The sequence below is a fragment of the Paraglaciecola sp. 2405UD69-4 genome, assembly GCF_047525415.1.
Classification (GTDB): Bacteria; Pseudomonadota; Gammaproteobacteria; order Enterobacterales; family Alteromonadaceae; genus Paraglaciecola.
Window position 1 is genome coordinate 802,360 of record NZ_JBLIXM010000002.1, and the last position, 24,919, is coordinate 827,278.

The 24,919-nt window shown below is 38.6% G+C and carries 23 protein-coding genes; 12 read left to right on the plus strand and 11 right to left on the minus strand.

Annotated elements, in window-relative coordinates:
- Positions 1-75: 75 nt before the first annotated feature.
- Positions 76-840, minus strand: coding sequence for a hypothetical protein (locus tag ACMUMK_RS09925; protein ID WP_414700964.1), 765 nt, complete (start codon positions 838-840; stop codon positions 76-78).
- Between the two features lie 233 nt (positions 841-1,073).
- Complete coding sequence (gene pnp, locus ACMUMK_RS09930; RefSeq protein ID WP_414700965.1) at positions 1,074-3,188, minus strand: polyribonucleotide nucleotidyltransferase; 2,115 nt, start codon at positions 3,186-3,188, stop codon at positions 1,074-1,076.
- A 341-nt stretch (positions 3,189-3,529) separates the two neighbouring features.
- Between pnp and ACMUMK_RS09935 the strand changes: the two genes are divergently transcribed.
- Positions 3,530-4,042, plus strand: coding sequence for a DUF3087 domain-containing protein (locus tag ACMUMK_RS09935; protein WP_414700966.1), 513 nt, complete (start codon positions 3,530-3,532; stop codon positions 4,040-4,042).
- 33 nt (positions 4,043-4,075) lie between these two features.
- Positions 4,076-4,240 carry a DUF2986 domain-containing protein gene (locus ACMUMK_RS09940; RefSeq protein ID WP_414700967.1) on the plus strand — a complete coding sequence of 55 codons (165 nt, stop codon included), beginning with the start codon at positions 4,076-4,078 and terminating at the stop codon, positions 4,238-4,240.
- A gap of 25 nt (positions 4,241-4,265) precedes the next feature.
- On the opposite strand, the gene ACMUMK_RS09945 is transcribed toward ACMUMK_RS09940, so the two are convergent.
- Positions 4,266-6,017: an EAL domain-containing protein gene (locus tag ACMUMK_RS09945; RefSeq protein WP_414700968.1), complete on the minus strand. Its 1,752-nt coding sequence runs from the start codon at positions 6,015-6,017 to the stop codon at positions 4,266-4,268.
- Positions 6,018-6,029: 12 nt separating this feature from the next.
- The gene (locus ACMUMK_RS09950) at positions 6,030-7,061 is read right to left on the minus strand and encodes a hypothetical protein (protein WP_414700969.1); all 1,032 of its coding nucleotides are present in this window, start codon (positions 7,059-7,061) and stop codon (positions 6,030-6,032) included.
- 153 nt (positions 7,062-7,214) lie between these two features.
- On the opposite strand from ACMUMK_RS09950, the gene ACMUMK_RS09955 reads away from it, so the two are divergent.
- The 4 genes from ACMUMK_RS09955 to ACMUMK_RS09970 are packed head-to-tail and all read left to right on the plus strand — an operon-like array spanning position 7,215 to position 11,612.
- Positions 7,215-7,778, plus strand: coding sequence for a response regulator (locus tag ACMUMK_RS09955; RefSeq protein WP_414700970.1), 564 nt, complete (start codon positions 7,215-7,217; stop codon positions 7,776-7,778).
- 24 nt (positions 7,779-7,802) lie between these two features.
- Complete coding sequence (locus ACMUMK_RS09960) at positions 7,803-8,630, plus strand: PhnD/SsuA/transferrin family substrate-binding protein (RefSeq protein WP_414700971.1); 828 nt, start codon at positions 7,803-7,805, stop codon at positions 8,628-8,630.
- A gap of 10 nt (positions 8,631-8,640) precedes the next feature.
- On the plus strand, positions 8,641-10,293 hold the full coding sequence (locus ACMUMK_RS09965; RefSeq protein ID WP_414700972.1) for an ATP-binding protein: 1,653 nt from the start codon (positions 8,641-8,643) through the stop codon (positions 10,291-10,293).
- The gene (locus ACMUMK_RS09970) at positions 10,290-11,612 is read left to right on the plus strand and encodes an HD domain-containing phosphohydrolase (RefSeq protein WP_414700973.1); all 1,323 of its coding nucleotides are present in this window, start codon (positions 10,290-10,292) and stop codon (positions 11,610-11,612) included. The genes ACMUMK_RS09965 and ACMUMK_RS09970 overlap by 4 nt, the downstream gene beginning before the upstream one ends.
- Here the strand turns inward: ACMUMK_RS09970 and ACMUMK_RS09975 are convergent.
- From ACMUMK_RS09975 to gshA, 4 genes are all read right to left on the minus strand, one after another.
- Positions 11,578-13,095 carry a sensor histidine kinase gene (locus ACMUMK_RS09975; RefSeq protein ID WP_414700974.1) on the minus strand — a complete coding sequence of 506 codons (1,518 nt, stop codon included), beginning with the start codon at positions 13,093-13,095 and terminating at the stop codon, positions 11,578-11,580. The genes ACMUMK_RS09970 and ACMUMK_RS09975 overlap by 35 nt on opposite strands.
- The gene (locus tag ACMUMK_RS09980) at positions 13,092-13,634 is read right to left on the minus strand and encodes a heme NO-binding domain-containing protein (RefSeq protein ID WP_414700975.1); all 543 of its coding nucleotides are present in this window, start codon (positions 13,632-13,634) and stop codon (positions 13,092-13,094) included. Before ACMUMK_RS09980 ends, ACMUMK_RS09975 begins: the two co-directional genes overlap by 4 nt.
- A 151-nt stretch (positions 13,635-13,785) precedes the next feature.
- Positions 13,786-14,430 carry a hypothetical protein gene (locus tag ACMUMK_RS09985; protein WP_414700976.1) on the minus strand — a complete coding sequence of 215 codons (645 nt, stop codon included), beginning with the start codon at positions 14,428-14,430 and terminating at the stop codon, positions 13,786-13,788.
- An 82-nt stretch (positions 14,431-14,512) separates the two neighbouring features.
- Positions 14,513-16,105 (minus strand): glutamate--cysteine ligase, encoded by a 1,593-nt coding sequence (gene gshA / locus ACMUMK_RS09990; protein ID WP_414700977.1) that lies wholly within the window; start codon positions 16,103-16,105, stop codon positions 14,513-14,515.
- 373 nt (positions 16,106-16,478) lie between these two features.
- On the opposite strand from gshA, the gene ACMUMK_RS09995 reads away from it, so the two are divergent.
- Genes ACMUMK_RS09995 through ACMUMK_RS10005 form a run of 3 tightly spaced genes read left to right on the plus strand, consistent with a single transcriptional unit; the run spans position 16,479 to position 18,646 of the window.
- Positions 16,479-17,018, plus strand: coding sequence for an Hpt domain-containing protein (locus tag ACMUMK_RS09995; RefSeq protein WP_414700978.1), 540 nt, complete (start codon positions 16,479-16,481; stop codon positions 17,016-17,018).
- 18 nt (positions 17,019-17,036) lie between these two features.
- Entirely contained in the window at positions 17,037-17,738 is a 702-nt protein-coding gene (locus ACMUMK_RS10000; RefSeq protein WP_414701401.1) for a TIGR01621 family pseudouridine synthase, read from the plus strand.
- A gap of 2 nt (positions 17,739-17,740) precedes the next feature.
- Positions 17,741-18,646 carry a ketopantoate reductase family protein gene (locus tag ACMUMK_RS10005; RefSeq protein ID WP_414700979.1) on the plus strand — a complete coding sequence of 302 codons (906 nt, stop codon included), beginning with the start codon at positions 17,741-17,743 and terminating at the stop codon, positions 18,644-18,646.
- A 90-nt stretch (positions 18,647-18,736) separates the two neighbouring features.
- Here ACMUMK_RS10005 and lysS read toward each other — a convergent pair whose 3' ends face one another.
- From lysS to ACMUMK_RS10020, 3 genes are all read right to left on the minus strand, one after another.
- Complete coding sequence (gene lysS / locus ACMUMK_RS10010; protein ID WP_414700980.1) at positions 18,737-20,281, minus strand: lysine--tRNA ligase; 1,545 nt, start codon at positions 20,279-20,281, stop codon at positions 18,737-18,739.
- A 34-nt stretch (positions 20,282-20,315) separates the two neighbouring features.
- Positions 20,316-21,414 (minus strand): peptide chain release factor 2 gene (gene prfB / locus ACMUMK_RS10015; protein ID WP_414700981.1). Its coding sequence is split into 2 segments (ribosomal slippage): positions 20,316-21,338 and positions 21,340-21,414, totalling 1,098 coding nucleotides; the frame shifts between segments, so codons are not numbered across the junction.
- A gap of 91 nt (positions 21,415-21,505) precedes the next feature.
- The gene (locus ACMUMK_RS10020; RefSeq protein ID WP_414700982.1) at positions 21,506-22,351 is read right to left on the minus strand and encodes a mechanosensitive ion channel family protein; all 846 of its coding nucleotides are present in this window, start codon (positions 22,349-22,351) and stop codon (positions 21,506-21,508) included.
- 133 nt (positions 22,352-22,484) lie between these two features.
- Here ACMUMK_RS10020 and rimK point away from each other — a divergent pair, with 133 nt between their 5' ends.
- Genes rimK through ACMUMK_RS10035 form a run of 3 tightly spaced genes read left to right on the plus strand, consistent with a single transcriptional unit; the run spans position 22,485 to position 24,866 of the window.
- Positions 22,485-23,390 (plus strand): 30S ribosomal protein S6--L-glutamate ligase, encoded by a 906-nt coding sequence (rimK, locus tag ACMUMK_RS10025; protein ID WP_414700983.1) that lies wholly within the window; start codon positions 22,485-22,487, stop codon positions 23,388-23,390.
- A complete protein-coding gene (locus ACMUMK_RS10030; protein WP_414700984.1) occupies positions 23,391-24,416 on the plus strand; it encodes a succinylglutamate desuccinylase/aspartoacylase family protein in 1,026 nt (341 codons plus the stop codon).
- 15 nt (positions 24,417-24,431) lie between these two features.
- Positions 24,432-24,866: an ATP-dependent zinc protease gene (locus ACMUMK_RS10035; protein WP_414701402.1), complete on the plus strand. Its 435-nt coding sequence runs from the start codon at positions 24,432-24,434 to the stop codon at positions 24,864-24,866.
- The last annotated feature ends 53 nt before the right edge of the window (positions 24,867-24,919 follow it).

Below are 24,919 nucleotides of genomic sequence, written 5' to 3' on the forward strand. Positions count from 1 at the left end.
ATATACACAATGTACGTAAATAAGTAGCGTAAACAATCTTTCATTGATTACGCTACTCATACAGCTTATATAGGATTAAAAGCGATAACCAATTCCTAATGCAATGACAGGGTATACTTCAAAATCTGAGATATCTTCTTGCAAACTTGCCACTTCTTGATCTACGTTTGCCTGAAACTCCATTGCTTCAGGAGAATCACCATTAACGTCAAACTGATAGCCTGGGTAGCCAACTACTTCAGCCGTTCCAGCAACTTCTAATTGAACATCAGGCTCGCCAGAAAACAACACGCCAATTTCCAACGAAAACATAAATCCATCTTCGTAACTTTGTCCCCAACCAAACCCTAAATACCCTGCAGTTTCATCACCTAAGACAATAGCAGTATCAAGGGTAAGTGGGTCTGAGCTACTACCTCGATATTCTAAGTCACCTATTTCAAAAGTTTCACTGCCAGCACTGATCGCACTGCCCCGTAATTCGTTATCATTTATATAAGCACCGCCACTTACACGAAAAACGCCACCGAATGGTCTCCAATCAACAAGCATCCCATAGGTAGACAGCTCAATTTCCCCATTGTAATCTATATCATCTTCTTCAAAGGTATCTGAATAGGTATACCCATTTCCTTGCAGACGTAAGTTCCAGTTTTCATTAAAGCTGTAATCTAGCTCGATACCAGGCCCTAATGTACTCACTTTTGCAACAACGGCTAACCCACCACCTTCAATAGGCTCTTGTTGAGTTTGCTCTTGAGCACTACTGTGTTGACTCAAAAAAATAAATGGTAAGCAAGTTAGTACTATTCCAGTTTTTCTCTTTAAGCGCATCTTCATTGTCCTTCCCTCAAACACTATTTAACTATTACTGAGTATGTAAATTGAAGGTTTATTTTGAACGACTTTAGGTCAGCTTTACACTACGACTCAGTATCTAAATCAGCATTAAGGTGTGCCAAGAAATACCTAATACACCTGAATTGAATACTTATTGGTTGGACTATTAGATGAAACTTGCAGACACAAAAAAGGAGCCTTGAGGCTCCTTTAAACATAACAAAAACTAAATACTATTCGTTACCTGATCCTTCTGGCGCAGCGGGTTTCTCTAGCAAGTCTTTAATACTTAAACGCACTCGGTTTTGACGGTCAATTTCAACAACTTTAACATCAATAACCTGCCCTTCTTCAAGGTGCTCAGATACTTTATTTACTCTTTCATGAGCGATTTGAGAAATATGTACTAGACCTTCTTTACCTGGCAGTATTTCAACAAATGCACCAAAATCAACAATACGAGTAACTTTACCTGAATAGGTTTTTCCTGCTTCAACTTCTGCAGTCACTTGCTCGATCTTAGAAATAGCAATTTCTGCTTTTGCTCGCTCGGTAGCAAAAATCTTAACTGTACCATCATCTTCAATTTCGATATTACAGTCAGACTCTTCAGTAATAGCACGGATCATCGCACCACCTTTACCGATCACATCACGAATCTTATCTTTATCTACTTTCAACGTATAAATACGCGGAGCAAACTCAGACATTTCTTCACGGTGGCCAGAAATAGCTTGGTCCATTACACCTAAAATGTGTAAACGAGCTTCTTTAGCTTGCTTAAGGGCAACCTGCATAATTTCTTTAGTGATACCTTCAATCTTGATATCCATTTGTAGTGCTGTGATACCACCAGTTGTACCAGCAACTTTAAAGTCCATATCACCTAAGTGATCTTCATCACCTAGAATATCTGAAAGAACAACAAAGTTTTCATCACTTTTCACTAGTCCCATCGCAATACCAGCAACAGATGCTTTAATTGGAACACCTGCATCCATAAGCGCTAGAGACGTACCACAAACAGACGCCATTGAAGATGAACCATTTGACTCAGTGATTTCTGATACTACACGTACAACGTACGGGAAATCTTTCTCAGACGGCATAACCGCTTGAATACCACGCTTAGCTAGACGACCGTGACCAATTTCACGACGCTTGGGCGAACCAACAAAACCAGTTTCACCCACACAGTATGGAGGGAAGTTGTAGTGAAGCATAAAGCGGCTGTCTTCTTTACCGTTTAAGCCATCAATCATTTGTGCATCACGCTCAGTTCCAAGAGTAGCTGCAACGATTGCTTGGGTTTCACCACGAGTAAACAATGCAGAACCGTGAGTACGAGGTAACAAACCTGTAGCAACATCAAGAGCACGGATCATAGCAGGATCACGGCCATCAATACGTGGCTGACCTGCAAGTATACGTGAACGAACCACATCACTTTCAAGTTCATGTACAAGCTCAGATACTTCTTTAGCATCTTGCTCTTCATCAGCAGCAGTTATTTCTTCTACAGTTTTGTTAGTAATGGCAACGATGGCGTCCTTACGTTCCATTTTATCAGAGATTTGGTAAGCTTCTGTGATACCCGCTTCAGCCAACTCTTTGATTTTATCTTTAAGTGCAGTGTTTTCAGCTTCTGGAGCCCAATCCCACTTAGGAGTATTGACTTCTGTAGCAAATTCGTTAACTGCGTTTATTACAGTTTGCATTTGCTCGTGACCATACATAACAGCACCAAGCATCACTTCTTCAGACAATACGTCTGCTTCAGATTCAACCATAAGTACCGCGCCTTCAGTACCAGCAACCACTAAATCAAGCTGGCTTTCTTCTAACTCTGAAGTACGAGTATTTAAAATGTATTGCTCGTCTTTATATCCAACACGAGCAGCACCAACTGGTCCATTGAACGGCATACCTGAAATAGCTAGCGCAGCAGATGTACCAATAAGAGAGATGATATCAGTAGGAATTTCTGGGTTTGCAGAAACCACTGTTACTATAATTTGAACTTCGTTCATAAACCCATCAGGGAATAATGGACGAATTGGACGGTCGATTAAACGTGATGTAAGGGTTTCATATTCTGAAGGGCGACCTTCACGCTTAAAGAAACCACCTGGAATTTTACCAGCGGCATAAGTACGCTCTTGGTAATTAACAGTTAGAGGGAAGAAATCTTGACCTGGCTTAGTGTCTTTTTTACCAACAACAGACACTAATACAGAGGTGTCATCCATACTTGCCATTACTGCCGCAGTAGCTTGGCGAGCAATTACACCAGTTTCAAGAGTTACAGTATGTTGTCCATACTGAAAAGTTTTAGTAATAGGAGTCATTTTTTTCCTTTCAATAATTATAAACTGCCCTACTTAGGACAATACAGTTTTGCTTTTTTGTATATCGCTTTTAAATGCGGCGCATAGTATAGCGGCTCAACACTACTAAAAACAGTCACCACAAGGAATAATCGAGAAAAACATCCCATATCAAGCAAAACCTTATATTTTCTATACACCACTCCCATTTCTATGACCCATTATCGGCACCTGAACTATGTTTGTAATTTTGGCTACTTTAAAATTTTGATTGTAAAATCTAAACTTATACCCTTTCAAATCCTCATAACCTGCTTCACTATAATAGAAAAATCCACTCTGGAATTTACTCAGGCTTTTTAATGCGACTCATACAAATAAATAAAGAACGTTATCGTAAACATTTAAATTTAGTTATTGGAGGCTGTGCTGCAGGGTTAATATTAGGCAGCTTAGCTATTTCTCAAATACTAATCGCACTTTTCCCAGACCCAAGTGGCAGTCATTTTCACTGGAACCTATTAGGCGTAGTAATCTCGAGTTTAAGCTTGGCTTGGGTACTCAATAAGTATCGTAACCACAGTTTTATGACTGAAGTGGTTTACATCTGGGAGCTTAAAAAAGCGTTGAATAAAATAAATAGAAAAATATTAAAAATTAAAGAGCTGGCTAAGCAAGGCAACGTGAATGCCTTACTTACTTTACAATATAGTTATGATGGCTCCCGTATGCTATGGGAGTTGGATGATAATACGATTGTGATGGAGGAATTGAATAGCGCCCAAAAGGAACTTAATAAGTTAATTCAAGAATACCAAGTCACCCTAGATGTCAATAACTACACTGACGATGTTCTAAAAACCTTTAACCACTGATATTAAAAAATATAGAAAAGGAGACAAAAAATAATGAATCGCCGTAAGAAGGGAAATCAAATCCTAAAAGCCAGAGCTAAAAAAGCCAAAGCTAAACTGGCTCCAAAAAACAAACCTAAGTATCTGAGCAAAGCTGAGCGGGCGAAGATAGAAACTTCTATTTATAATACCGATAACGCCCCCGCCTTAGATGACTGACAATAAACATTAATGCACGTTAGTTTCACTTAGTTTCTTTAGGTAACAAGAAGGGCTGATTAATTAATATTTTCTCAAAGTTTTCTTTAGTAACAGGTCGACTATAGAAATAACCTTGTATGTAATGGCAGCCAAACTTTTTCAACATTTTTGCCTGTCGCTCAGTTTCCACCCCCTCTGCAACCACTTCTATGTTCATCTTGTTACACAAAGCTATAATACTTTGTAACATGTCCGACATATCCTTATTCGTTTCTAAATCATCAATCAATACTTTATCTAATTTAAGAACATCAACAGGCAACTTAGACAAATAAGCAAAGGTGGCATACCCAGACCCAAAATCATCAATTGCTATTCGTAGACCCAACTCTTTAAGTTTCCAGAGTACTTTTTTAGTTTTTTGAATGTCGTTTATCACGCACCCTTCAGTAATTTCGAGTTCTATACATTCTGGTGCTAAACCTGTTTCAGTTAACAGGTACGTAAACTCGTCAACAATTTGAAAGGTTTGCAATTGTCTGGGTGATACATTGACAGCTAAGCTAACCTTATCGCCATACTGCCTTCTTAACGTAACGAGCTCTGAAATACTCTTTTTAAACAGCCAACTCCCTATTTTAGCAATTTGCCCATCCAACTCACTCAAACTAATAAACTCGGCAGGAGAAACCCAACCAAGAGACGCATGCTCCCAGCGCATAAGCACTTCAGCTCGCTCAACAGCCCCAGTACTTAATTTGACCTTAGGCTGAAAATACAAACTAAATTGATTGGTATTAATGGCTTGTTGAATACTATTTTGAATGGTTTGCTTACGTTTTTTCTGCGCTATGTGGGCAGCATCTAATCTGACAACCTCAGGAACCATTCCATGATAAGTTGGATCACTATAATCTGAGCTTGAAGTACTTCTAATTGAGTGAACTAACTGAGCTAGGTTTGCTCCATTAAAAGGTGCTTCAGCGTAACTCAGATGAGTAGTGAGTTTTTGAGATAACTTATCGTTATTCCACTCTAGATTCAGCGCTTTACGAAGAGTAACTAGACTATCATGCAGGTCACCATTGAATGCACTTTCTGGAATGATCACTAACATTTGATCCACTTCAACTTTAAACACTTCGCAGTCCTGGCCTAAATGTTTACGAATTACGCTTTCAATTGAGCTTAGTACAGTAAAATCAGGAATTTTTTGTTCCCAATAACGATCAAGTAATGACAAATCAGAAACAATTATAGAGGCAATTGCAAAGGCCTTATTCTGAACGAGTAAATGCTCCGCAGCTCTGTCGAATAATACTCGCTCTGGCTTTACGTATTGCTGGGTAATTTGGTCTTTCGACTTAACAATAAAGCGTTGTTGATACTCTCCAAAAGCAAGCTCTACCTCCTGAATTAGTTGCTGGTTATTCCAAGGCTTAGACAAAAACTTATATGCAGCGCCAGAATTCATAACATCAACAGCAGCTTCAAAATCCGCTTGTCCTGTTAAAATCATCGATACTATATCAGGGTATTTTTCCCGAATATCTTTTACTAATGTACCGCCATTAACATCCGGCATTCTGAAGTCCGAAAGTACAACTTGTATATCAGTGCCCCTTAATACTTCTAATGCTTCATTGGCACTACGTGCAGTAAAAATTCGGTATTTCGTATGTCTAAAACTACGCTTTATTGCCTTTAATATATTCTCTTCATCGTCTACTACAAGTATGCAGCAGTCCTTTAACAAAGGGTTATATATTGCAGGTTGTTGTGACATATTTAACATAAAATATATTCCCTAAAATGAAAGTTTGGTTTCTATTCTGAAGCGCACACTTTGCTCAGGCTCCCCTACTAAGCGCTTAGTTTGAGATATTCTCGCTCCAAGCCACTGCTTAGACGTTAACTTATACCGAATACGAAAATCCCAACCTTTATAATTACTAGTAGCAAAACGACTCGAGGCATTTTGTGCAAACTCTGTTACTACCGAAAAACGCTCAGCATAAATATACTTTAGCTCAGTTAAGTAGTGGCCAACCTTGCTTAACGAGCCTTTTCGAAACTCGATAACATAGCTTTGCCTCTCTTTAGAAAACTCTTCGTGCAACTCATTAGGGACATCATGAATTGACCACCCCAAGTCCAGGCCAAAGCGCACATCATCTAGCTTTATTGAACCAGAAAAACGTAAAAACCGATTATCAAACTGTGTATCACCAGTAGCAAAATTAGCCCCTACTTCACCAGTATAGTCCACAAACCACGGCGACAAGGTAATCAATGCATTATCAACAGCGAGCACGGTTTGATATTGAATGAGCGACATATGCCCAACAGTATTAGTTTGCCCATCAAGGGGGTTAAATGTTGCAAATACCAGCTTTTGTCTCTGGGCAAGGCTATATTCGAGATGCAAACCAATAGGGTTTAAATGTCTGTCCCAAAATAGATCCGAGATTTGCTTAGATTGCCAAGGAATTTTCCCTAAAGTAGCGGATAAATTGTTAAGACTAAACCTTGTATACAGCTGTGAAATAAAAATGTCTTTATCACCACTTGGGTTATTAGTCTTTTGGTAGAGAGTAACAGCAGGCACATTTTGACGATTTTTAAGCCCCGTTCTTACCTGACTAACCACTGACAACCTCTTATTAACATGGTGTGTAGCAGCAACTGACGCAATCAGCCTGACCCTTTTCCTTGGTGTTAAATTAACTTGGTCTGTTTCATTCTCATATCTGAGTATAGCGCTACTTGAAACCTCAAAAGCTTGAAGGCCTTGTACTCCAAAAAAATTTAACAACATCAGAAGAAAAGCATTCTTCATTAATCCTTTACCTGTGCACATTATTAAAGCAGCCATTAATTTCGTGCAACTAATGTATCAATTGTCACAAATGTCGTATATAATACTTTAGTCATATATGTCCAATAATAACATTATGATATAAATGACAATTGAATCACGGGAGTTGTACTGATGACTAAATCAAAATCTTTAACCACAGGAGACATTGCTAAGTATTGCGATGTCAACTTGCGCACTGTTATTCGATGGATAGAGAAAGGTAGTTTGAAAGGATACAAGTTACCAGGCAGAGGCAATAATCGCGTCACGGTTGAAGATTTTTTGAGTTTCTTAAATGAAAACAATATGCCCATACCCGAAGACTTTTTACCAAAGTCAAAAACTATCTTAATAGTAGATGATGATGAAAACATGGCAAATGCTATTAAACGCGTCCTAAGAAGCTCTGGTTTTGAATGCGATACTGCAACCAACGGCTTTCTAGCAGGTAGTAAGTTAATGCAAAAGCAACCAGCACTCATGACCTTAGACTTAAGTATGCCAGGTCTTAATGGGTTTGAATTACTTGAACACCTTAGAAAGCAAGATGATTTCAATAGTTTGAAAATCCTAGTGATATCAGCACTTGATCAAAACAGTCTAGATAAAGCCAAAGAGTTAGGTGCGGATGCTGCTATTTCAAAACCTTTTGAAAAAGATCATTTATTAGACCTCGTCAATCAACTTACTCGATAAGATTAGAATTAAAGAGGTGTAGAAATGTTAAGAATGCTCATATTGTTTTCCTTACTTTCCAGCTTTTCCAGTGGAGTAATGGCACAAAACACTTCCCTAACCTTTGGTATTGTTCCACAGCAGTCAGCCAAACGATTAGCAGCTTTATGGACACCTATACTTGAACAAATTAGTCAAACAAGTGGCATCAACATTGAATTTAACACCGCTCGTGATATTCCTACTTTCGAGAAGCGACTAGCTGCTGGAGAATATGATTTTGCATATATGAACCCCTATCACTTCGTGGTGTTTAACAAAGAGCCTGGGTACCAAGCAATTGCCAAACAACTAGGAAAAACAATACAGGGCGTAATTGTTACGAGAGCAGATAGCAATATAAGAAAAATTGAAGATTTAGAAGGAACCCAATTAGCGTTTCCTGCCCCTGCTGCATTTGCCGCTAGTATACTTCCTATTGCGGAGCTTAAAAAACATGGGGTTTCATTTACCACCCAATATGTATCTTCCCACGATTCTGTTTATCTCAATGTATCTAAAGGTTTCTTTCTTGCTGGAGGTGGCATTAAACGTACATTAAATAATATGCCAGATGCAATCAAATCCCAATTAATTACTATATGGGAAACCAAAGGGTACACTCCCCATGCGTTTGCAGTGCATCCTAGAGTCTCTGAAACCACTAAACAAAAAGTCATGAACGCATTAGATGACTTAAATAATAGTGAACAAGGTAAAAGCTTATTAAGTACTATAAATTTTAAAGGAATTGATAGCGCCAAAAATAGTGACTGGGACGATGTTAGAGCCCTCAATATTGAACTCTTATTGAACGAAAGCTCAACCAATTAGAAGGCTTAAAATGCAATTGTCATTACGTAACAAAACTATACTGGGGGTTGCTTTTATTGAAGCAAGCTTATTACTCCTATTAGTATTCACAGCCGTGGATTTTATGCGTGATACCATGAACGATAGACTTGTTAAGCGAGCCTCCACAATAACAACTCTTTTTGCCGCAACAGCAAAAGATTCAGTTTTATCTTATGATCTTGCTTCCCTAGAAGCTTACAGTAACGAGCTTATCAAAAACCCTGACATTAGCTACATTAGAATAATAAACAGTGAGCAGCAGGTTCTGGCTCAGGCCGGAAACGAAACACAATTAAATTTGCAATTTAAAGCTGACGAAGAGTTAGACTTAGTATCTGATGGAGTCTTCGATAGCTTTGGTCTAATAAGTGAAGCAGGGCACATATATGGGCAAGTTCAACTGGGTATCGAAGTCAAAAGTATTGAACAATCAATCCAAAAGATTCAAAACTGGACAAGTGGTATCGCTTTAATTGAAATGCTACTAGTTGGCCTATTTTCTTTTGTTTTAGGTACTTACCTAACCAAGCAGTTGCAGCGTTTAAGACAAGGCGCTAGAACAATTTCAACCAAAATTGAAGATGGGGATTACTCCAATACAAAAATTGAAATTAATGGTAAAGATGAGTTAACAGAAGTCGCAGAAGCCTTTAACAAACTAGTGACTAACTTAGAAACAGAGCACGAACGAAAAGAAAAATATCAAAATGATTTGAAGATGCTCAATCAAACACTAGAGAAAAAAGTAACCGAGCGTACTTCTTTACTTAACGAACGTAACCATCAATTAGAGCAATCTAATCTAGAACTTCACGCAACCCAACAGCAACTTATTCAAGCCGAAAAAATGGCCTCTATCGGCATATTAGCAGCAGGTGTAGCTCATGAAATTAACAACCCGATAGCATTTGTTACCAGTAATTTAAGCTCGCTTAAAGATTATGCCAATACCTATCGACAGTTAAGTGAACACTTAATTATGCTATCTAATGTAGCATCTGACACACAAACACGTAAGCTTTTAGAATTATTAAAATGGGCTCAAGATAAAGAGTTTGGCTATATTAACCAAGATACAAAGGAACTTATTGAAGAGTCTGTTGAAGGACTATCTAGGGTTAAAAATATCGTTCAAGGTTTAAAGCAATTCTCACGTGCAGACTCAGATGAAAAAGAGTGGTTTGATATAAATGCGTGTGTGGAGGCAACGTTAAGTAAAGTAAGTAATCAACTTCAATATCATTGTAAAATTGAAAAACACTTAAATTCAGTTCCCAAAGTTTTAATTAATGTAAATAAAATCAACCAAGTAATAACGAACTTGCTGATTAACGCTGGGCAAGCCATTAGCAAAGAGGGAATCATTACAATAACAACCCACCTGAAAAATGATAATGTAATTGTATCCATTTTAGACAACGGTTCTGGTATCGAACCTCAACATTTAAGTAAACTATTTGACCCATTCTTTACAACAAAAAAAGAAGGAGTGGGAACTGGCCTAGGTTTGTCAATTTCTTACGGAATACTTCAAGAGCATGGAGGGGAGTTAACCGTTAAAAGTGAACTTCATGAAGGGAGCTGTTTTAGTATTATATTGCCAGTCAAAGATAAGAGTACACACAAAGGAGAAATTCTATGAACAAAGAAAACAGTTTAGATACACCGCCTATGACGGTGCTTTGTGTGGATGATGAATTAAATATTCTCAAATCTATGAAGCGTTTGCTATATAAGCAAAATTATCAATTACTTTTAGCCGAAAATGGAGAAAAAGCCCTTCAGATAATAGAGAAACAAAAGATCCATTTAATTGTTTCTGACATGAAAATGCCGGGCATGTCTGGTGCAGCTTTACTGGGTAAAGTGTCTACTTTGTCACCTGATACCTATCGAATTCTTCTCACTGGCTACTCCGATATGGAGTCAACCATTGAAGCAATCAACAAAGGAAAAATTCATCGATATCTTCAAAAACCTTGGGAAAACCAAGAAATTATTGATGCAATCGAAGAAGGGTTATCAAATGTTAAACTTAAAAATGAAAACACCAGACTGCAAAAGTTAATAAAATTCCAGAATGCAAAATTAAAAGAGTTAAATCAAAACCTAGAAAGTAAAATACAGTTAAAAACTAAACAGATTCAGCTAGCCTTAAAGCGCAATGAAAACAACAATCAGGCCACTCAAAAGGTATTGTACAATCTAATAAGTATCAATCCTAATCTCAGTGGTAGCTTTGCCAATAGTGTTAGCGTGCTAGCAAAAAATTTAGCTGAAAAACTAGAACTCCCGAAGTTAGAAGTCGCTAACATTACTTTTGCAGCTTTATTGTGTGAAATTGGACTTCTTGGTTTAGATACAGCTATCTACTGTAAACCTTTTGATGAACTTAACTTTAATCAAAAGCAAGAATATATCGACCAAACAAAGACTGCACAGTTAATACTCGGGCCTGCAACACACCTTCAAGAAGTGTCAGACATCATCACATGTCAATTTGAGAATTTTAACGGAAGCGGGCCCAATCAACTTTTTGATTCTCAAATACCTATAGGTGCAAAAATTCTATCAGTGGCTAGGGATTTCTGGCGTTATTCATTAGGACGAATTAACTCAGAAAAATTGGATGAAACCGAAGTCAGGCTTACCATGAAAAAGTTTTTGGGAACCCGTTATGATCCCAAGGTTTTAGAGATACTTCTAAATACCCCAGATATAGTTTCTGATGAATTTATTGAAAAGCCGATCCCATCACATGCCCTCAAAGCTGGTATGACGTTAAAATGTAACATATTCAATGATGCACATATTTTGGTTTTACCAGAAGGTCATGTATTTACTAACAAAACTATCAGTAAGTTGCTGCAGTTTGAAAAAAGCCAAGCCGCCCCACTCTCACTAATCGTAGAGGATTGTCCACCGGTTACACCTGAGAATGGTCCAGAAACGACAAGCTAAAAGTAGTGCCTACTCCAAGCTCTGACTCTACTGTAATCGAGGCTCCATGAGCCTCTAGAATTGCGTAGGAAACAGATAAACCTAATCCAGTCCCAACCCCAACTGGTTTTGTGGTAAAAAATGGCGTAAACAATTGACTAATTGTTTGTTTATCCATTCCTTGACCAGTATCTTTAACATGAATAACCAAGCGTTTTTCATCTTTTGTAGATGAGATAGTCAGCTTGCCACCAGCATCCATCGCATAAGCCGCATTCATGAATAAGTTAACAAATACTTGTTGCAACTGCCCAAAGTTGCCCAAAGTAACTAAACTCAAGCCTGTAAGCTGATTTTCAACTTGGTGATCATATTTAAATGCGTTATCAGTGATTCTTAGCGCGGCCTCTACACAATCAGTAATCGAGATGGCGGTTAGCTCTTCTCCACCAGAATGAGAAAAACTTTTTAAATCATCGACTATGTTATTTACTCGTTTTAGGCCTTCAATATTAGACTTGAGTAAATCTACAGAGTCTTCATCAATAAATTCCAAGTCGACGTTTTCAATAACCTCCTTAAAATCAGCTGTAGATATTGACTCGCTGTTTATTATAAGGGCCTTTAAACTAGCATGTAATGATTTGTAATCTTCAAGATATTCCTGAAGAACCTCCATGTTAGCGCGAATAAATGCTATGGGATTATTAATTTCGTGGGCAACACCTGCAGCCAATAAACCCAAAGAAGCCATTTTTTCCGATTGAATTAATTGACGACGGGCTTTTTCAAGCTTATCCAATGATTCTTGTAACTCAGCATTTCGCTCTAACAGACTGGCATCTGCGGACCGTTTACGCACCCCACTTAACAATTGCTCAAGGCCAACATTAAGCGCAAAGAGTTGATCTGGGGTTACAGTTTTACTGCTGTTAAGTAGAATAAGCCAAGTCATTTCATCTTCTGATAAAGTAAGGTGACTATAACTGACTTGTTTGATCTGGCTTGTACCTATGCTGATATCAGTATCTAAATCACAGACTTTCCATATATTCTCTGATTTTTGTGCATATACAGGTAAATAAGATTCTAAAATATTAACTAAATTGACCTTCTCTCCCCATTCATCATTCGAACTCCAAAGGTACTTCAAATTACCCTGAACAATTCCTTTCTTATCCGTAACAATGATGCAGCCACAATCAGACTGACAAAATGTCGCAGCTCGAGCCACAGAAGTATTTAATAACTGCTCCAGCTCAATCTCAGATACAAGGTCACTGGCGGTATATCGTAAATACTCTAATTCATTTTGCTTTAATGTAGATGAAACTAAGGCAGCTTTCAAAGATTGATTTGCTTGATAAATTTCTAAAGAATAACTCTCTAATTTATTCTCTGCGCTCATCCTAGCTTTCTTTTCTCTCGCGATTTTTCGCTCCAGAATGGCAACCCGCTTCTCTAAGCTATCTACAGATAATGAAGAGTTATTCGTAGCACTCAAACTTTTTCAACCTCAATAACACAGCGATGACATGCTTCATGCTTACACTCTGGTTGGGATACCTTTATTTGTTGGCCTGTATGCTCTGCAAGCCCATATATAATCCCTTCACAGAAATAGCATAAATTACGGGGAGATAAGTACTCAAAGGTTAATATGGTGGGGGTTTCAGATAAAAACTCAAACTCGGGGAGTAAAGCGTCTGGGTTTAACTTCTGAACTTCTACATGTATGAAATTTTGCACCGCATGTAAAAACTCGAATACATCTTTAAAATCATGGGCGCCAGCTGGTGCGATATTAAATAATTCTTTGAAGACCCACTTACCAAAAGCAAACTGGGCGTCTTTTGATGTTATACCTTGTTTCTCAACAACAAGCCCTATTAGTGTAAATAACTCTTCATCGTCATAAGTCGCTACGGTTGTGTAGGCGCCTTCACTCTCGAGGTTAGCTTCATTTAAAAGTTCATCCCAAAATTCATCACCCCATAACTCCTCGATAAACTCATTAAACTTTACAAAAACAATTCCCTTCATAGACACCCTTTATTAGTTAAACCCTAATGTGTACCATTTAGATGGCTTACACCTAAAAATAACTTACAAATAAAAAACATCAAACACACATACAATTTACATTATTTTTAAAGATATGGATCGAATTATTTTAAGCTAGCCTATTTTGCATTCAATCAAAAAGCCCCCAAAACCACCCTCGAGATAACTCCTCCTCACACCCTTTGAGCTGAGTCGCATATCTCAAAGAACGGCTCGCTACTGTTTTAGCAACTTTGTTTAACCATGGCTTTTGATGGTAGCTTCCCCTGCGGTATCCGCCCCAACCTTCGTGGTAATTTATATACTGTAACTCTGCATTCCACTTTGAAATGCCATTTACCTTGTGGGTTTTAGAAATAAACCATCCCATAAAGTCCATTGCATCACCAAAGTCAGTTCTATCAGCCCATGAGTTCTTTGTTTCTCGCTTGTAATCATCCCAGGTCGGCGTTTTTGCTTGGGAATAGCCATAAGCAGAGCTCACTCGGCCCCAAGGTATTAGACCAAAAAATATGTAATCCTTAGGAGGGCGAGCTTTTGCTTTAAAGGAGCTTTCTTGATACATCATAGACATAGGGACATGAATGGGTACTCCCCACTTCTCTTTCATATCTGTGGCAACATCAAACCAATCTCGTTTCTCAAAGAAAATATCACAAATATTACTGATATTTTTTGGGGGAGAATTAGCGCAGCCACCCAATAAGAAGACGATGAGTAAACAAGCTATTATTTTTCTCAGTAAAAAGAGTTTTTTTGTGAACTTTTGTTTCATCGTCTACTCTTAAAGTATGTGTTTTTGAAAGTGTGTGATTTCCCTAGTAGTAACGTTTAGCCTGGCATATGTCAGGCTTTTTTTATTTGTCATCTACTTTATGAAAATAACCACTCAAAAATTCATCAAAGGATATAGTGTCCTGTTGCTCAATTAACCTTTGCTTTTGTATTGATAACTCAGCCTGTTTAACTAATTCATCTGCACTCATGTACTCATAATTCACATTGGCTAATTCATTTTTGAAGGACTCTGCCAAATTTAAGCCCAAAGTGCCATTATCAATTCCTTGCTCAATTAGTTGCTCTAAAACAAGGGCTGACGGAGTTAAACTTGGGTCTAAAACTTTCTGCCTTTCAACTTCTAATGCCACTGAGTAATCATCGGTTTTATTGGCACTGTCTAATATTTCAGCGATTTCTTTCATATCAGAGAATAATTGTAATGCCCATTCTTTTAATTCAATTGCTTTAGCGGAGCAAGTCAACTCAAGCTTTGGTTCACGTCCCCTCGCAACGACTGTATTTAGATTCGTTTCGGTCTCTTGATACTGCGCAGCATCCATTAAGCTGCTGGGCTTAACTAAGCAATACAACAAAAACACATCTAAGAAAAAGAACTGATTACGCTCAATGCCTATCGCAGTAAAAGGGTTTACGTCTAAAGCCCTTACCTCAATGTAACTTACCCCTCTTTCATCTAATGCATCCGTTGGCTTCTCTAATGAGCGAGTTGGCTGCTTAGGCCTTATTGGTGAATACAGCTCATTCTCAATTTGTAGTACATTGCTATTAAGTTGCTGGTAGTTGCCATCTTTTTTACCTGCAAATTTTTTGTAAACATCAGAAGGCTGATTTATCGCAGCTCTCAAAGACTCAATATAAGTATCGACCTTGTTGTAACATATGTTTAACCCAGATTGAGCACTGTTTGTATAGCCTAGATCGCTCATACGAAGAGAGGTAGCATAAGGTAGGTAATAGGTACCTTTCCCTAGCTTTTTAAATGGTAATTTAGACTCCTTGCCTTTAATGAATGAGCCACATAGCGCAGGTGATGCACCATAAAGATAAGGAATAATCCAGCAAAAACGTCGATAGTTACGAATTAATGCAAAATATGCTGCCGAAATTGAATCTTTGTTTACTAATTGCTCACCATCAGCTAGCAGCCATTGTTGCCAAAATTCATCAGGTAATGAGAAGTTAAAATGCACTCCAGATATTGCCTGCATCATGCTCCCGTATCGATTCTTTAACCCAACTCTATACAGGCTTTTCATTTTTCCTACATTAGAGGTGCCATAATTAGCGATGGGAATAGCGTCTTGATTTTCAATAAAGCATGGCATACTCATTGGCCATAATCGCTCTTCGTCGATATTAGAGAGGACAAATTTATGTATGTCTTTAAGTTGCCCAATAGTTTTATCAATGGACACTTCTGGAGGGGTAATAAACTCTAGTAATGACTCGGAAAAGTCTGTCGTTATAAACTCATGGGTTAACGCAGCACCTAATGATACTTGATGGGGAGCTTGCGACAATCCACCATTTGGATTAATACGCAAAGTTTCACGCTCTACCCCATGCTTTATACCAGTCAATGAACTCATAATAGGTGGTGTTTGTAACCTAGCTAAACGCTCAGAAAAAGATGTTTTATTTACTTGCAAAATAGTATCCAATATAAAAAATTGTGAGCGCAATGACCCGTATGCTTAACCTGTTAATTATGTTTTATCAAGATAACATGTAACTGAACAGGTATGCCTTAGACGAAAAACGTAAACGTCCTAGTTTCAATTAAAACAGAACGTGTTTATTGAGTTTTGATTCCAATTAAAGATAGTTTATTAGTCTACCCTCAGATGAGGGATAAAGTAACTAGTGACGAGCGCAATAACATCCATCTGAATAATTTTTAAACATCGCAAACATTAACTAGTTGAAAGTAATGTTTTTAACATAGAAATCTTTATTAATTGACTATTAAAATCATAAGCCTAACTGCTAATATAAACCTATCATAAACTATAAGGGTAGCGAATGGACGCTAGTAAAGATATTTTCAATAGTGAGTTCGCACTGCGTCAGTTTAGTGGCAGCTGTCCATTACTCATAAAAATCTTAGATAAATTCCAGCTACAATATATTAGCTTTAATGAGACACTCAATGAACTCATCAAACAAGGTGATTTTGAAACTTTGCAGCGAGATGTGCACACCTTAAAAGGAGTGAGTGGTAATTTAGGAATGGAAGTATTGCATCAGGCTTCAAAAGAGTTAGAGCCAAAGTTATCTGCAGATGTACAAGAAACAGATATTACTGAGTATCTAGAAATAGTAACAACAACTATTTTAGCGATTACTGATTTCATAAAAAATAATAGTGACCAGCCTGAACAAGTAGCTGACTCCGGAAGTAAGCAATTATTAGTGGCAGCTTTAAAGCGCAATGAATTTATATCTGAAAGTAAAATGCAAAAATTTATGCAAGATTTAGATCTAGCGGATGATGTAAAAAATGCGATCAAGAACGCAATTAATGATTTTGATTACATTCTAGCATTGCAATTATTGCAGTAATTTAAAAGAGTACATTTGTTGAACCCCACAATAAGAGTTTTATTCGACCATTCAGATTTTATTATAGTTGATAAACCGTCACAGATAGCCGTTCAGAACGAGGATAGGCAGCAAGGGATTTTGCCCGTTATATGCCAGCAACTAGATATCGAAAAGTTATGGCTTGTACACCGCCTTGATAAAATCACCTCAGGCATACTCATTCTTGCGAAAACCGCCGAGGCAGCCGCATCATTTGGTCATATATTTGAGCAAAGGAAAATTGAGAAATACTACCTAGCTTTATCGACTAAAAAACCTAAAAAAAAACAGGGCTCAATAAAAGGCGGCATGAAAAAAGTAAGAGATGGAAAGTGGATCTTAAATGGCACTCATACCCAGCAAGCTTTGACGCAATTTTTTAGCTTTTCAGTTGCTCCAAACTTACGCCTGTACTTAGTAAAACCATTAACTGGAAAAACTCATCAGATAAGGGTCGCATTAAAAAGCCTAGGCGCCCCAATTTTAGGAGATGAGCTCTATGGCGGACAAGCTTCAGATAGAACCTATCTACATGCATTTGCCATTAAGTTTACCTACAAAGACATGCCCATTGCTCTAATGTGTCCTCCGTCTGAGGGCGAATACTTCACTGGGCTTGATACTCAAGCAGTGATAAGTAACCAGCAACAACCTTGGTCGTTAAACTGGCCAAAATATACAATCAACTCGTTACCTTAACCATGAGTAAAGCTAAACCTAAAATAGCCATTGTCGGCAAAGGTGCAATAGGTAGCCTAATTGCTTACAAGTGCCAGAATCAAAATATCGAATACCAGCTTCTGTTAAAAAACAAACTTGATATCACTCTAGAGATTGAAAATATTAATGGGCGTAAAACAGTTATTCACCCTAAAAACTCGGCTATCACAAGTGCAACTAATTTCGACATCATAGTTTTACCTATAAAAGCATACCAAGTGCTTGGCGCACTAAAGCAATTAAGGCATAAAATACAGCCTAACCATACACTAGTTTTATTGCATAACGGTATGGGCACTATAGAACAAGTCAAGCTGCTCTACCCTAACAACCCGATCATTGCAGCTACCACTAGTTACGGCGCATTTAAAACCACTGATACTTCAGTCAAAGAAACAGGCTTAGGTGAAACGCACCTAGGCTGGGTAACATCACCGGTAAGCAATAGAAACGTGATTGAAGAAACATTATCAATGCTGCTACCACCTAGTGTTTGGCATGAAACAATACAGCTAGCACTTTGGAAAAAGCTTGCTATCAACTCAGCAATAAATCCACTTACCGCCATTCATAATGTGAAAAATGGCGTGCTAGCCGAGGCCCCTTACACCGAGATACTCATCAATATTTGCTCTGAAGTATCACAGGTGCTCCACGCTGAAGGCTTTAACATATCGCCTGAAGCGCTACTTAATGATGTGAATAAAGTCCTTAATACTACCGCTAACAACTACTCATCTATGCACCAAGATGTTTACTACAAGCGGCAAACAGAAGTTGAATTTATTAACGGTTATGTCAGTAATAAAGGTAAGCAACATGGGATTAGCACACCAGCTAACCGATATTTGTATGAAGAAATACTTAAACTAGAATCCGCTTATTAATGAGTAGTTAAGTTTATCTGCAATAGGTTTCTATAAAACGCCCATAAAAAAGGACGCCTAAGCGTCCTTAATATTTATTGAAACAAAAAACTATTCTGCAGGAGTTTCTGGCTTCATATGGGGGAATAAAATTACGTCTTTAATGGTTGGGCTGTCAGTAAACAACATCACCAAACGGTCAATACCTATTCCTTCACCTGCTGTAGGCGGTAAACCATATTCAAGGGCGCGTATGTAATCTTCATCAAAATGCATAGCTTCGTCGTCACCAGCATCTTTTTCTTCCACTTGCTTACGGAAACGTGCAGCTTGATCTTCAGCATCATTTAGCTCTGAGAAACCGTTAGCTAGCTCACGTCCGCCAACAAAAAACTCAAATCTGTCAGTGATAAATGCATTCTCGTCATTTCTACGAGCAAGTGGTGACACTTCCCAAGGGTAAGCCGTGATAAAAGTCGGTTGATCTAACTTCTCTTCAGCTGTGGCTTCAAAAATTTCACACAAATATTTACCTGCACCCCAAATACCGTCGACTTCAGGCTCTTTAATGTGTAGCTGTTTAGCCATAGCTTTTAGTTCTGGCAAATGGTTCTCAGGATCATTTATCGCTTGGGCATTAGCTTCTGGCCAATACTTTAAGACAGCTTCATTCATGGTTAAGCGAGTAAATGGCTGACCAAAATCATAATCCACTTCACTTACCACATTACCTTCAGCATCTTTGGTCGTATTTTTAATTATTGTGGTACCTAAAACATCTTGTGCAACTTTACGTAGCATTTCTTCGGTCAGGTTCATCAAGTCGTGATAGTCAGCATAAGACTGATAAAACTCTAGCATAGTAAACTCAGGATTATGCCTAGTAGATAAGCCTTCATTTCTAAAGTTACGGTTAATTTCAAACACACGCTCAAAGCCACCTACAACCAAGCGCTTTAAGTACAGCTCTGGCGCTATACGCAAATACATATCTATATCTAAAGCATTGTGGTGAGTAGTAAAAGGCTTAGCTGTTGCACCACCTGGTATCACCTGTAGCATGGGAGTTTCCACTTCCATGAAGTTACGTTCTGTGAGGAAGTTACGAATACCACTTACCACTTTGCTGCGGATCATAAAGGTATCGCGAGTTTGCTCGTTAGTGATCAAATCAACATAACGCTGACGATATTTAGTTTCTTGATCAGCTAAGCCGTGGAACTTTTCAGGCAAAGGACGTAAAGATTTAGTCAAAAGCTTATATTCTGTCATATTGACATATAAATCCCCTTTACCGGATTTATGTAACTCACCTTTTACTCCAATAATGTCGCCAATATCTAAGCTACCATATCTTTCTTTGATATCTTTTTGGGTATCTTTAGCAGCGTAAGACTGAATACGCCCAGTCATATCTTGCAGCAATAAAAAAGGACCACGTTTTGCCAGAATACGCCCAGCAACACTCACTACCTTACCTAGCTCTTCCAATGCAGCTTTTTCATAGTCGCCAAATTCTTGCTGTAATTCATCGCTATAAAATTCACGACGAAAATCATTGGGGAAACCATTTGATTTGCAGTTTTCTCTTATTTGAGCAAGCTTGACGCGACGCTCTGCAATCAATTTGTTTTCATCTTGGTTTTGTTCAGTCATCGACTTTCCTGATATATCTTTAATTTAAAGAGTCTTACAACCCAGATTTTAAGCTAGCTTGTATAAATTTATCTAAATCACCGTCCAAAACGGCTTGTGTATTACGGGTTTCAACGCCGGTACGTAAATCTTTAATTCTAGAGTCATCTAGCACATATGAACGTATCTGGCTGCCCCAACCTATGTCTGATTTACCATCTTCCATAGTTTGTTTTTCTTCGTTTTGCTTAAGCATTTCATGCTCATACAGCTTAGCCTTAAGTTGTTTCATGGCTTGAGCTTTATTTTTATGTTGCGAACGATCGTTTTGGCACTGCACCACTATATTAGTAGGCTCGTGGGTAATACGTACCGCTGAATCTGTCCGGTTTACGTGCTGTCCACCTGCTCCAGACGCTCTGTATGTATCGATACGCAAGTCTGAAGGGTCAATCTCAATTTCAATATCGTCATCAACTTCTGGATAAGAAAACACAGACGCAAATGACGTATGACGGCGACTGCCAGAGTCAAAGGGAGACTTTCTTACAAGACGGTGTACACCTGTTTCAGTTCTAAGCCAGCCAAATGCATAATCACCACTAAAGCGAATTGTTGCACTCTTAATACCTGCCACATCACCATCAGACACTTCAATCAACTCAGTCTTAAACCCATGGGCTTCGCCCCAACGCAAATACATGCGCAACAACATATTTGCCCAATCTTGTGCTTCAGTACCACCAGAGCCAGATTGAATATCAATATAGCCATCGTTAGCATCATTGGGGCCAGAGAACATGCGCCTAAACTCAAGCACTTCTAGCTTTTTGGTAAGCTCGGAAAGTTCAGACTCAGCCTCATCAAAGGTTTCTTGATCTTCTGCTTCAACGGCTAGTTCAACTAAGCCCTCAACATCATCTGTTCCTTGTTGCAGAAGGTCGATTGTCTCAACGACCATTTCCAGCGCGACTTTCTCTTTTCCTAGTGCTTGGGCCCTTTCCGGCTCATTCCAAACATCTGGGCTTTCTAGTTCACGGTTTACTTCTTCGAGTCGCTCTTTCTTTTGATCATAGTCAAAGATACCCCCGAAGCGACAAAGCACGTTGTCTTATATCGGCGATAGCGTTGTTGACAGGGTTTATTTCAAACATAAAATACGAGATAGTCACAGTATAAAAGGGCGGCGATTTTAACGGATTTTAATGGCTAATAACAGTGCCCTTCACTATAATTCGCCTCACTTCATGATTGTGCTAGGGATAATCCATTCCCATTTTCTTTTTGCGCATACCAATAACCCATAAAGTCGGCACATATGGCTTGCTCAATTTCAATGGCTCGTTCAGTAGGACAAAAAATAGTAATTTCAATCTCAGTGTCTCCTAATTCAGTTGTAGACACTTTGATTTGCGGATCAGGTCCAGTAATAGGGACATCTAAGCGGCGCTCAATCATTTGATTATAACGAACAGCAACGTCATAAAAATCTTCACAGTATTGCTTAGCGTTTTCTAAAATTTTATCGATAAATACAAAAGGATTAACACTTTGATCTCGCGTTATGATGAAGTGATGAGTCGCATAACGTTTTAAAAAGTTTAGATTTTTAATGGGGCTTGTCATTAATTTATTGTTTGGAATAAACAGGGTTTTACCTGTGTATTCGTAATTCTCAATATTCACCTCTAGCAGCGTGCTTTTAATCCAGTCTGTTGCCGAAACTTCACCAACAAACTCACCTACTTCAATCCAATCACCAATACGAAACGGGCGAGTTGACACTAAATAAAAGAAGCCAATCACACATTGAATAAATTCCCTAGTTGCCAACACAATAGCAACAGAAAAAGCGGCTATCGAGAAAGCAAACTTTTGAATTTCGTGAGACCATATTCCTAAAATAAGCACAATCATCATAAAGTTGAGAAAGTTCTTAACATTGTTAACTAAATCTCGCTTATCAGCCCCTTTGCTTTTAGCATGGCTACGTAACCATTTAACGATTAAATATTTGGTCGATAAGGCTATAAAAGCGGTCACAAATGTAAGAAAAAACTGATTCTCAGCGATTAAATTGAAGTATTTCATTTAGCTATTTTAGGAATAAAGTGATAAAAAATTGAGTATACACATTACTTTAATTTGTTATAGGAATTTAACGCTTTACGTTAGTGATTAACTAGTCGTAATATGCGCCACTTATCAAAATTGGAAATTAAACATGCGCATCGCCATATTGTCTCGAAACCCTAAGCTTTACTCTACTCGTCGGTTAGTTGAAGCTGGCACGTCACTTGGGCATCAAGTAGATGTTATTGATACCATGCATTGTTATATGGATATTACCAGTAACAGACCATCAGTTAGATACAAAGGTAAACCCCTTCCATATTATGACGCCGTGATTCCGCGAATAGGCGCTTCGGTAACATTTTATGGCACTTCTGTTGTTAGACAGTTTGAAATGATGGGAACCTACAGCATCAATGAGTCGGTAGCTATTAGCAGGTCTCGTGACAAATTACGCTCATTACAATTACTGTCCAGAAAAGGCATAGGAATGCCTCGTACTGGTTTTGCACATCACCCAGATAAAATCGATGATTTGATAAAAAATGTTGGGGGAGCTCCGGTTGTTATCAAGCTACTTGAAGGTACCCAAGGCATTGGTGTTGTACTGGCTGATACTCAAAAAGCCGCAGAGGCAATTATTGAAGCTTTCATGGGGTTAAAAGCCAACATTTTAGTTCAAGAATATATCAAAGAAGCTGGAGGTGCAGATATCCGCTGTTTGGTGGTTGATGGCAAAGTCATCGCCGCAATGAAACGCCAAGCGGCGCCGGGTGAGTTTCGTTCCAACCTTCATAGAGGAGGCTCGGCTAGCATAGTTCGCTTATCTCCTGCGGAACGAAAAACAGCTGTAGATGCTGCTAAAACTATGGGCTTGAGTATGTGTGGTGTAGACATACTAAGAGCAAGTTCTGGCCCAGTCGTCATGGAAGTTAATTCTTCACCTGGGCTAGAAGGTATCGAAACTGCAACTGGTAAAGACGTAGCAAGTATGATTATTCAGTGTATTGAAAAAAATGCCAAACCTAATAGCAACAAAACAAAAGGAAAAGGCTAAATGAAGCCTCTTGAAATAGGTGGTGTGAGTATTCTCCCTGGAGAGACAAAGCGCATAGAGCTGCCTATGCCTCCTTTATACACAGACACTGTTTTGTCTATGCCAATACATGTACAAAGAGGTAAGCGCGATGGCCCTACTATGTTTGTTAGTGGTGCAATTCATGGGGATGAACTAAACGGTATTGAGATCATTAACCGTTTAATGAAAAGTAAATCCATAAAATCATTGCGAGGTACTTTGATCACGGTACCCATAGTCAACGTGTATGGCGTATTAAACCAAAGCCGTTACCTTCCTGACCGTCGTGACTTAAACAGAAGCTTCCCGGGTAGCAAAAAAGGTTCTCTTGCTGGCCGCTTGGCTAATTTATTTATTAAAGAGATAGTCAACAAATGTGATGTGGGGATAGATTTACACACGGGTGCGATTCACCGCAGTAACCTACCTCAAGTTAGAGCAGACCTTGACGACCCCGAAACACTAGCTATGGCCGAAGCATTTGGCTTACCTGTTCTACTAAATGCGGATATTAGAGAAGGCTCTTTACGCCAAGCAGCGGGAGATTTAGGTGTAAAAGTTATTCTATATGAAGCCGGTGAAGCACTGCGCTACGATGAGTTTTCTATTCGTGCTGGGGTAAAAGGCATCATCAATGTCATGCGTCACGTTGGTATGCTCAACAAGCGAGCCCGTAAAGGCCATGAAATATCTAGGTTCATTGCTAGGCAAAGTGGCTGGGTTAGAGCAACCGAAAGCGGATTTGTTAATCATATAGCCCAACTGGGAGATCATGTCTGTAAAGGTAGTGTCCTTGCGTCTATTTCAGATCCTTATGGAACAGAGCTTAGCTCGGTTACCTGTCCTGAAGAAGGCGTAGTTATAGGTAAACAAAACATCCCGCTTACCCAAGAAGGTGAAGCGATGTACCATATCGCCTATTTTCGAAAACCAGACTCAGTAGCGGAAAACCTTGAGCTATTGCAAGATAACCTTGTTCTTGGTGAACCATCCATTGTCTATTAATGAGTAATAATTATGATTAATAACAAACATTTAGTCGGTGCTTTAGAATTATGTGATTTACCATTTTTATCCTTAAGCGGGCTTGAGGCACGGGTTGATACAGGAGCGACAACTTCGTCATTGCACGTAGATAACATTTTAGAGTTTGAAAAAAATGGGGATGCTTGGGTACAGTTTGACATACACCCTGATGTCCACGATGTAACCCAGGTTGTGCAAAGAGAAGCTAAGGTAAAAAGTGTCCGTAAAGTTAAAAGCTCAAATGCAACACTGCAAAAACGCCATGTTATCGAAACTGACATTTTAATAGCCGGGACTCAATGGAGTATTGAACTTACGTTAACGGACCGTTCAGAAATGAAATATCTCATGTTACTGGGAAGAGAAGCGATGTCGGGCCGCTTAATAGTTGATCCAGAATTAGAGTTTGTTTTAAGTAAACCTGAATAAGTTATAAAACTCATATTTTGTTTACCTACAAAAAAACCGCTTTCATTAGCGGT

Bases quoted from the DNA above. Each gene is read 5' to 3' on its own strand.
- ACMUMK_RS09925 (WP_414700964.1), bottom strand. From the start codon at position 840: ATGAAGATGCGCTTAAAGAGAAAAACTGGAATAGTACTAACTTGCTTA.
- pnp (WP_414700965.1), bottom strand. From the start codon at position 3,188: ATGACTCCTATTACTAAAACTTTTCAGTATGGACAACATACTGTAACT.
- ACMUMK_RS09935 (WP_414700966.1), top strand. From the start codon at position 3,530: ATGCGACTCATACAAATAAATAAAGAACGTTATCGTAAACATTTAAAT.
- ACMUMK_RS09940 (WP_414700967.1), top strand. From the start codon at position 4,076: ATGAATCGCCGTAAGAAGGGAAATCAAATCCTAAAAGCCAGAGCTAAA.
- ACMUMK_RS09945 (WP_414700968.1), bottom strand. From the start codon at position 6,017: ATGTTAAATATGTCACAACAACCTGCAATATATAACCCTTTGTTAAAG.
- ACMUMK_RS09950 (WP_414700969.1), bottom strand. From the start codon at position 7,061: ATGAAGAATGCTTTTCTTCTGATGTTGTTAAATTTTTTTGGAGTACAA.
- ACMUMK_RS09955 (WP_414700970.1), top strand. From the start codon at position 7,215: ATGACTAAATCAAAATCTTTAACCACAGGAGACATTGCTAAGTATTGC.
- ACMUMK_RS09960 (WP_414700971.1), top strand. From the start codon at position 7,803: ATGTTAAGAATGCTCATATTGTTTTCCTTACTTTCCAGCTTTTCCAGT.
- ACMUMK_RS09965 (WP_414700972.1), top strand. From the start codon at position 8,641: ATGCAATTGTCATTACGTAACAAAACTATACTGGGGGTTGCTTTTATT.
- ACMUMK_RS09970 (WP_414700973.1), top strand. From the start codon at position 10,290: ATGAACAAAGAAAACAGTTTAGATACACCGCCTATGACGGTGCTTTGT.
- ACMUMK_RS09980 (WP_414700975.1), bottom strand. From the start codon at position 13,634: ATGAAGGGAATTGTTTTTGTAAAGTTTAATGAGTTTATCGAGGAGTTA.
- ACMUMK_RS09985 (WP_414700976.1), bottom strand. From the start codon at position 14,430: ATGAAACAAAAGTTCACAAAAAAACTCTTTTTACTGAGAAAAATAATA.
- ACMUMK_RS09995 (WP_414700978.1), top strand. From the start codon at position 16,479: ATGGACGCTAGTAAAGATATTTTCAATAGTGAGTTCGCACTGCGTCAG.
- ACMUMK_RS10005 (WP_414700979.1), top strand. From the start codon at position 17,741: ATGAGTAAAGCTAAACCTAAAATAGCCATTGTCGGCAAAGGTGCAATA.
- lysS (WP_414700980.1), bottom strand. From the start codon at position 20,281: ATGACTGAACAAAACCAAGATGAAAACAAATTGATTGCAGAGCGTCGC.
- ACMUMK_RS10020 (WP_414700982.1), bottom strand. From the start codon at position 22,351: ATGAAATACTTCAATTTAATCGCTGAGAATCAGTTTTTTCTTACATTT.
- rimK (WP_414700983.1), top strand. From the start codon at position 22,485: ATGCGCATCGCCATATTGTCTCGAAACCCTAAGCTTTACTCTACTCGT.
- ACMUMK_RS10030 (WP_414700984.1), top strand. From the start codon at position 23,391: ATGAAGCCTCTTGAAATAGGTGGTGTGAGTATTCTCCCTGGAGAGACA.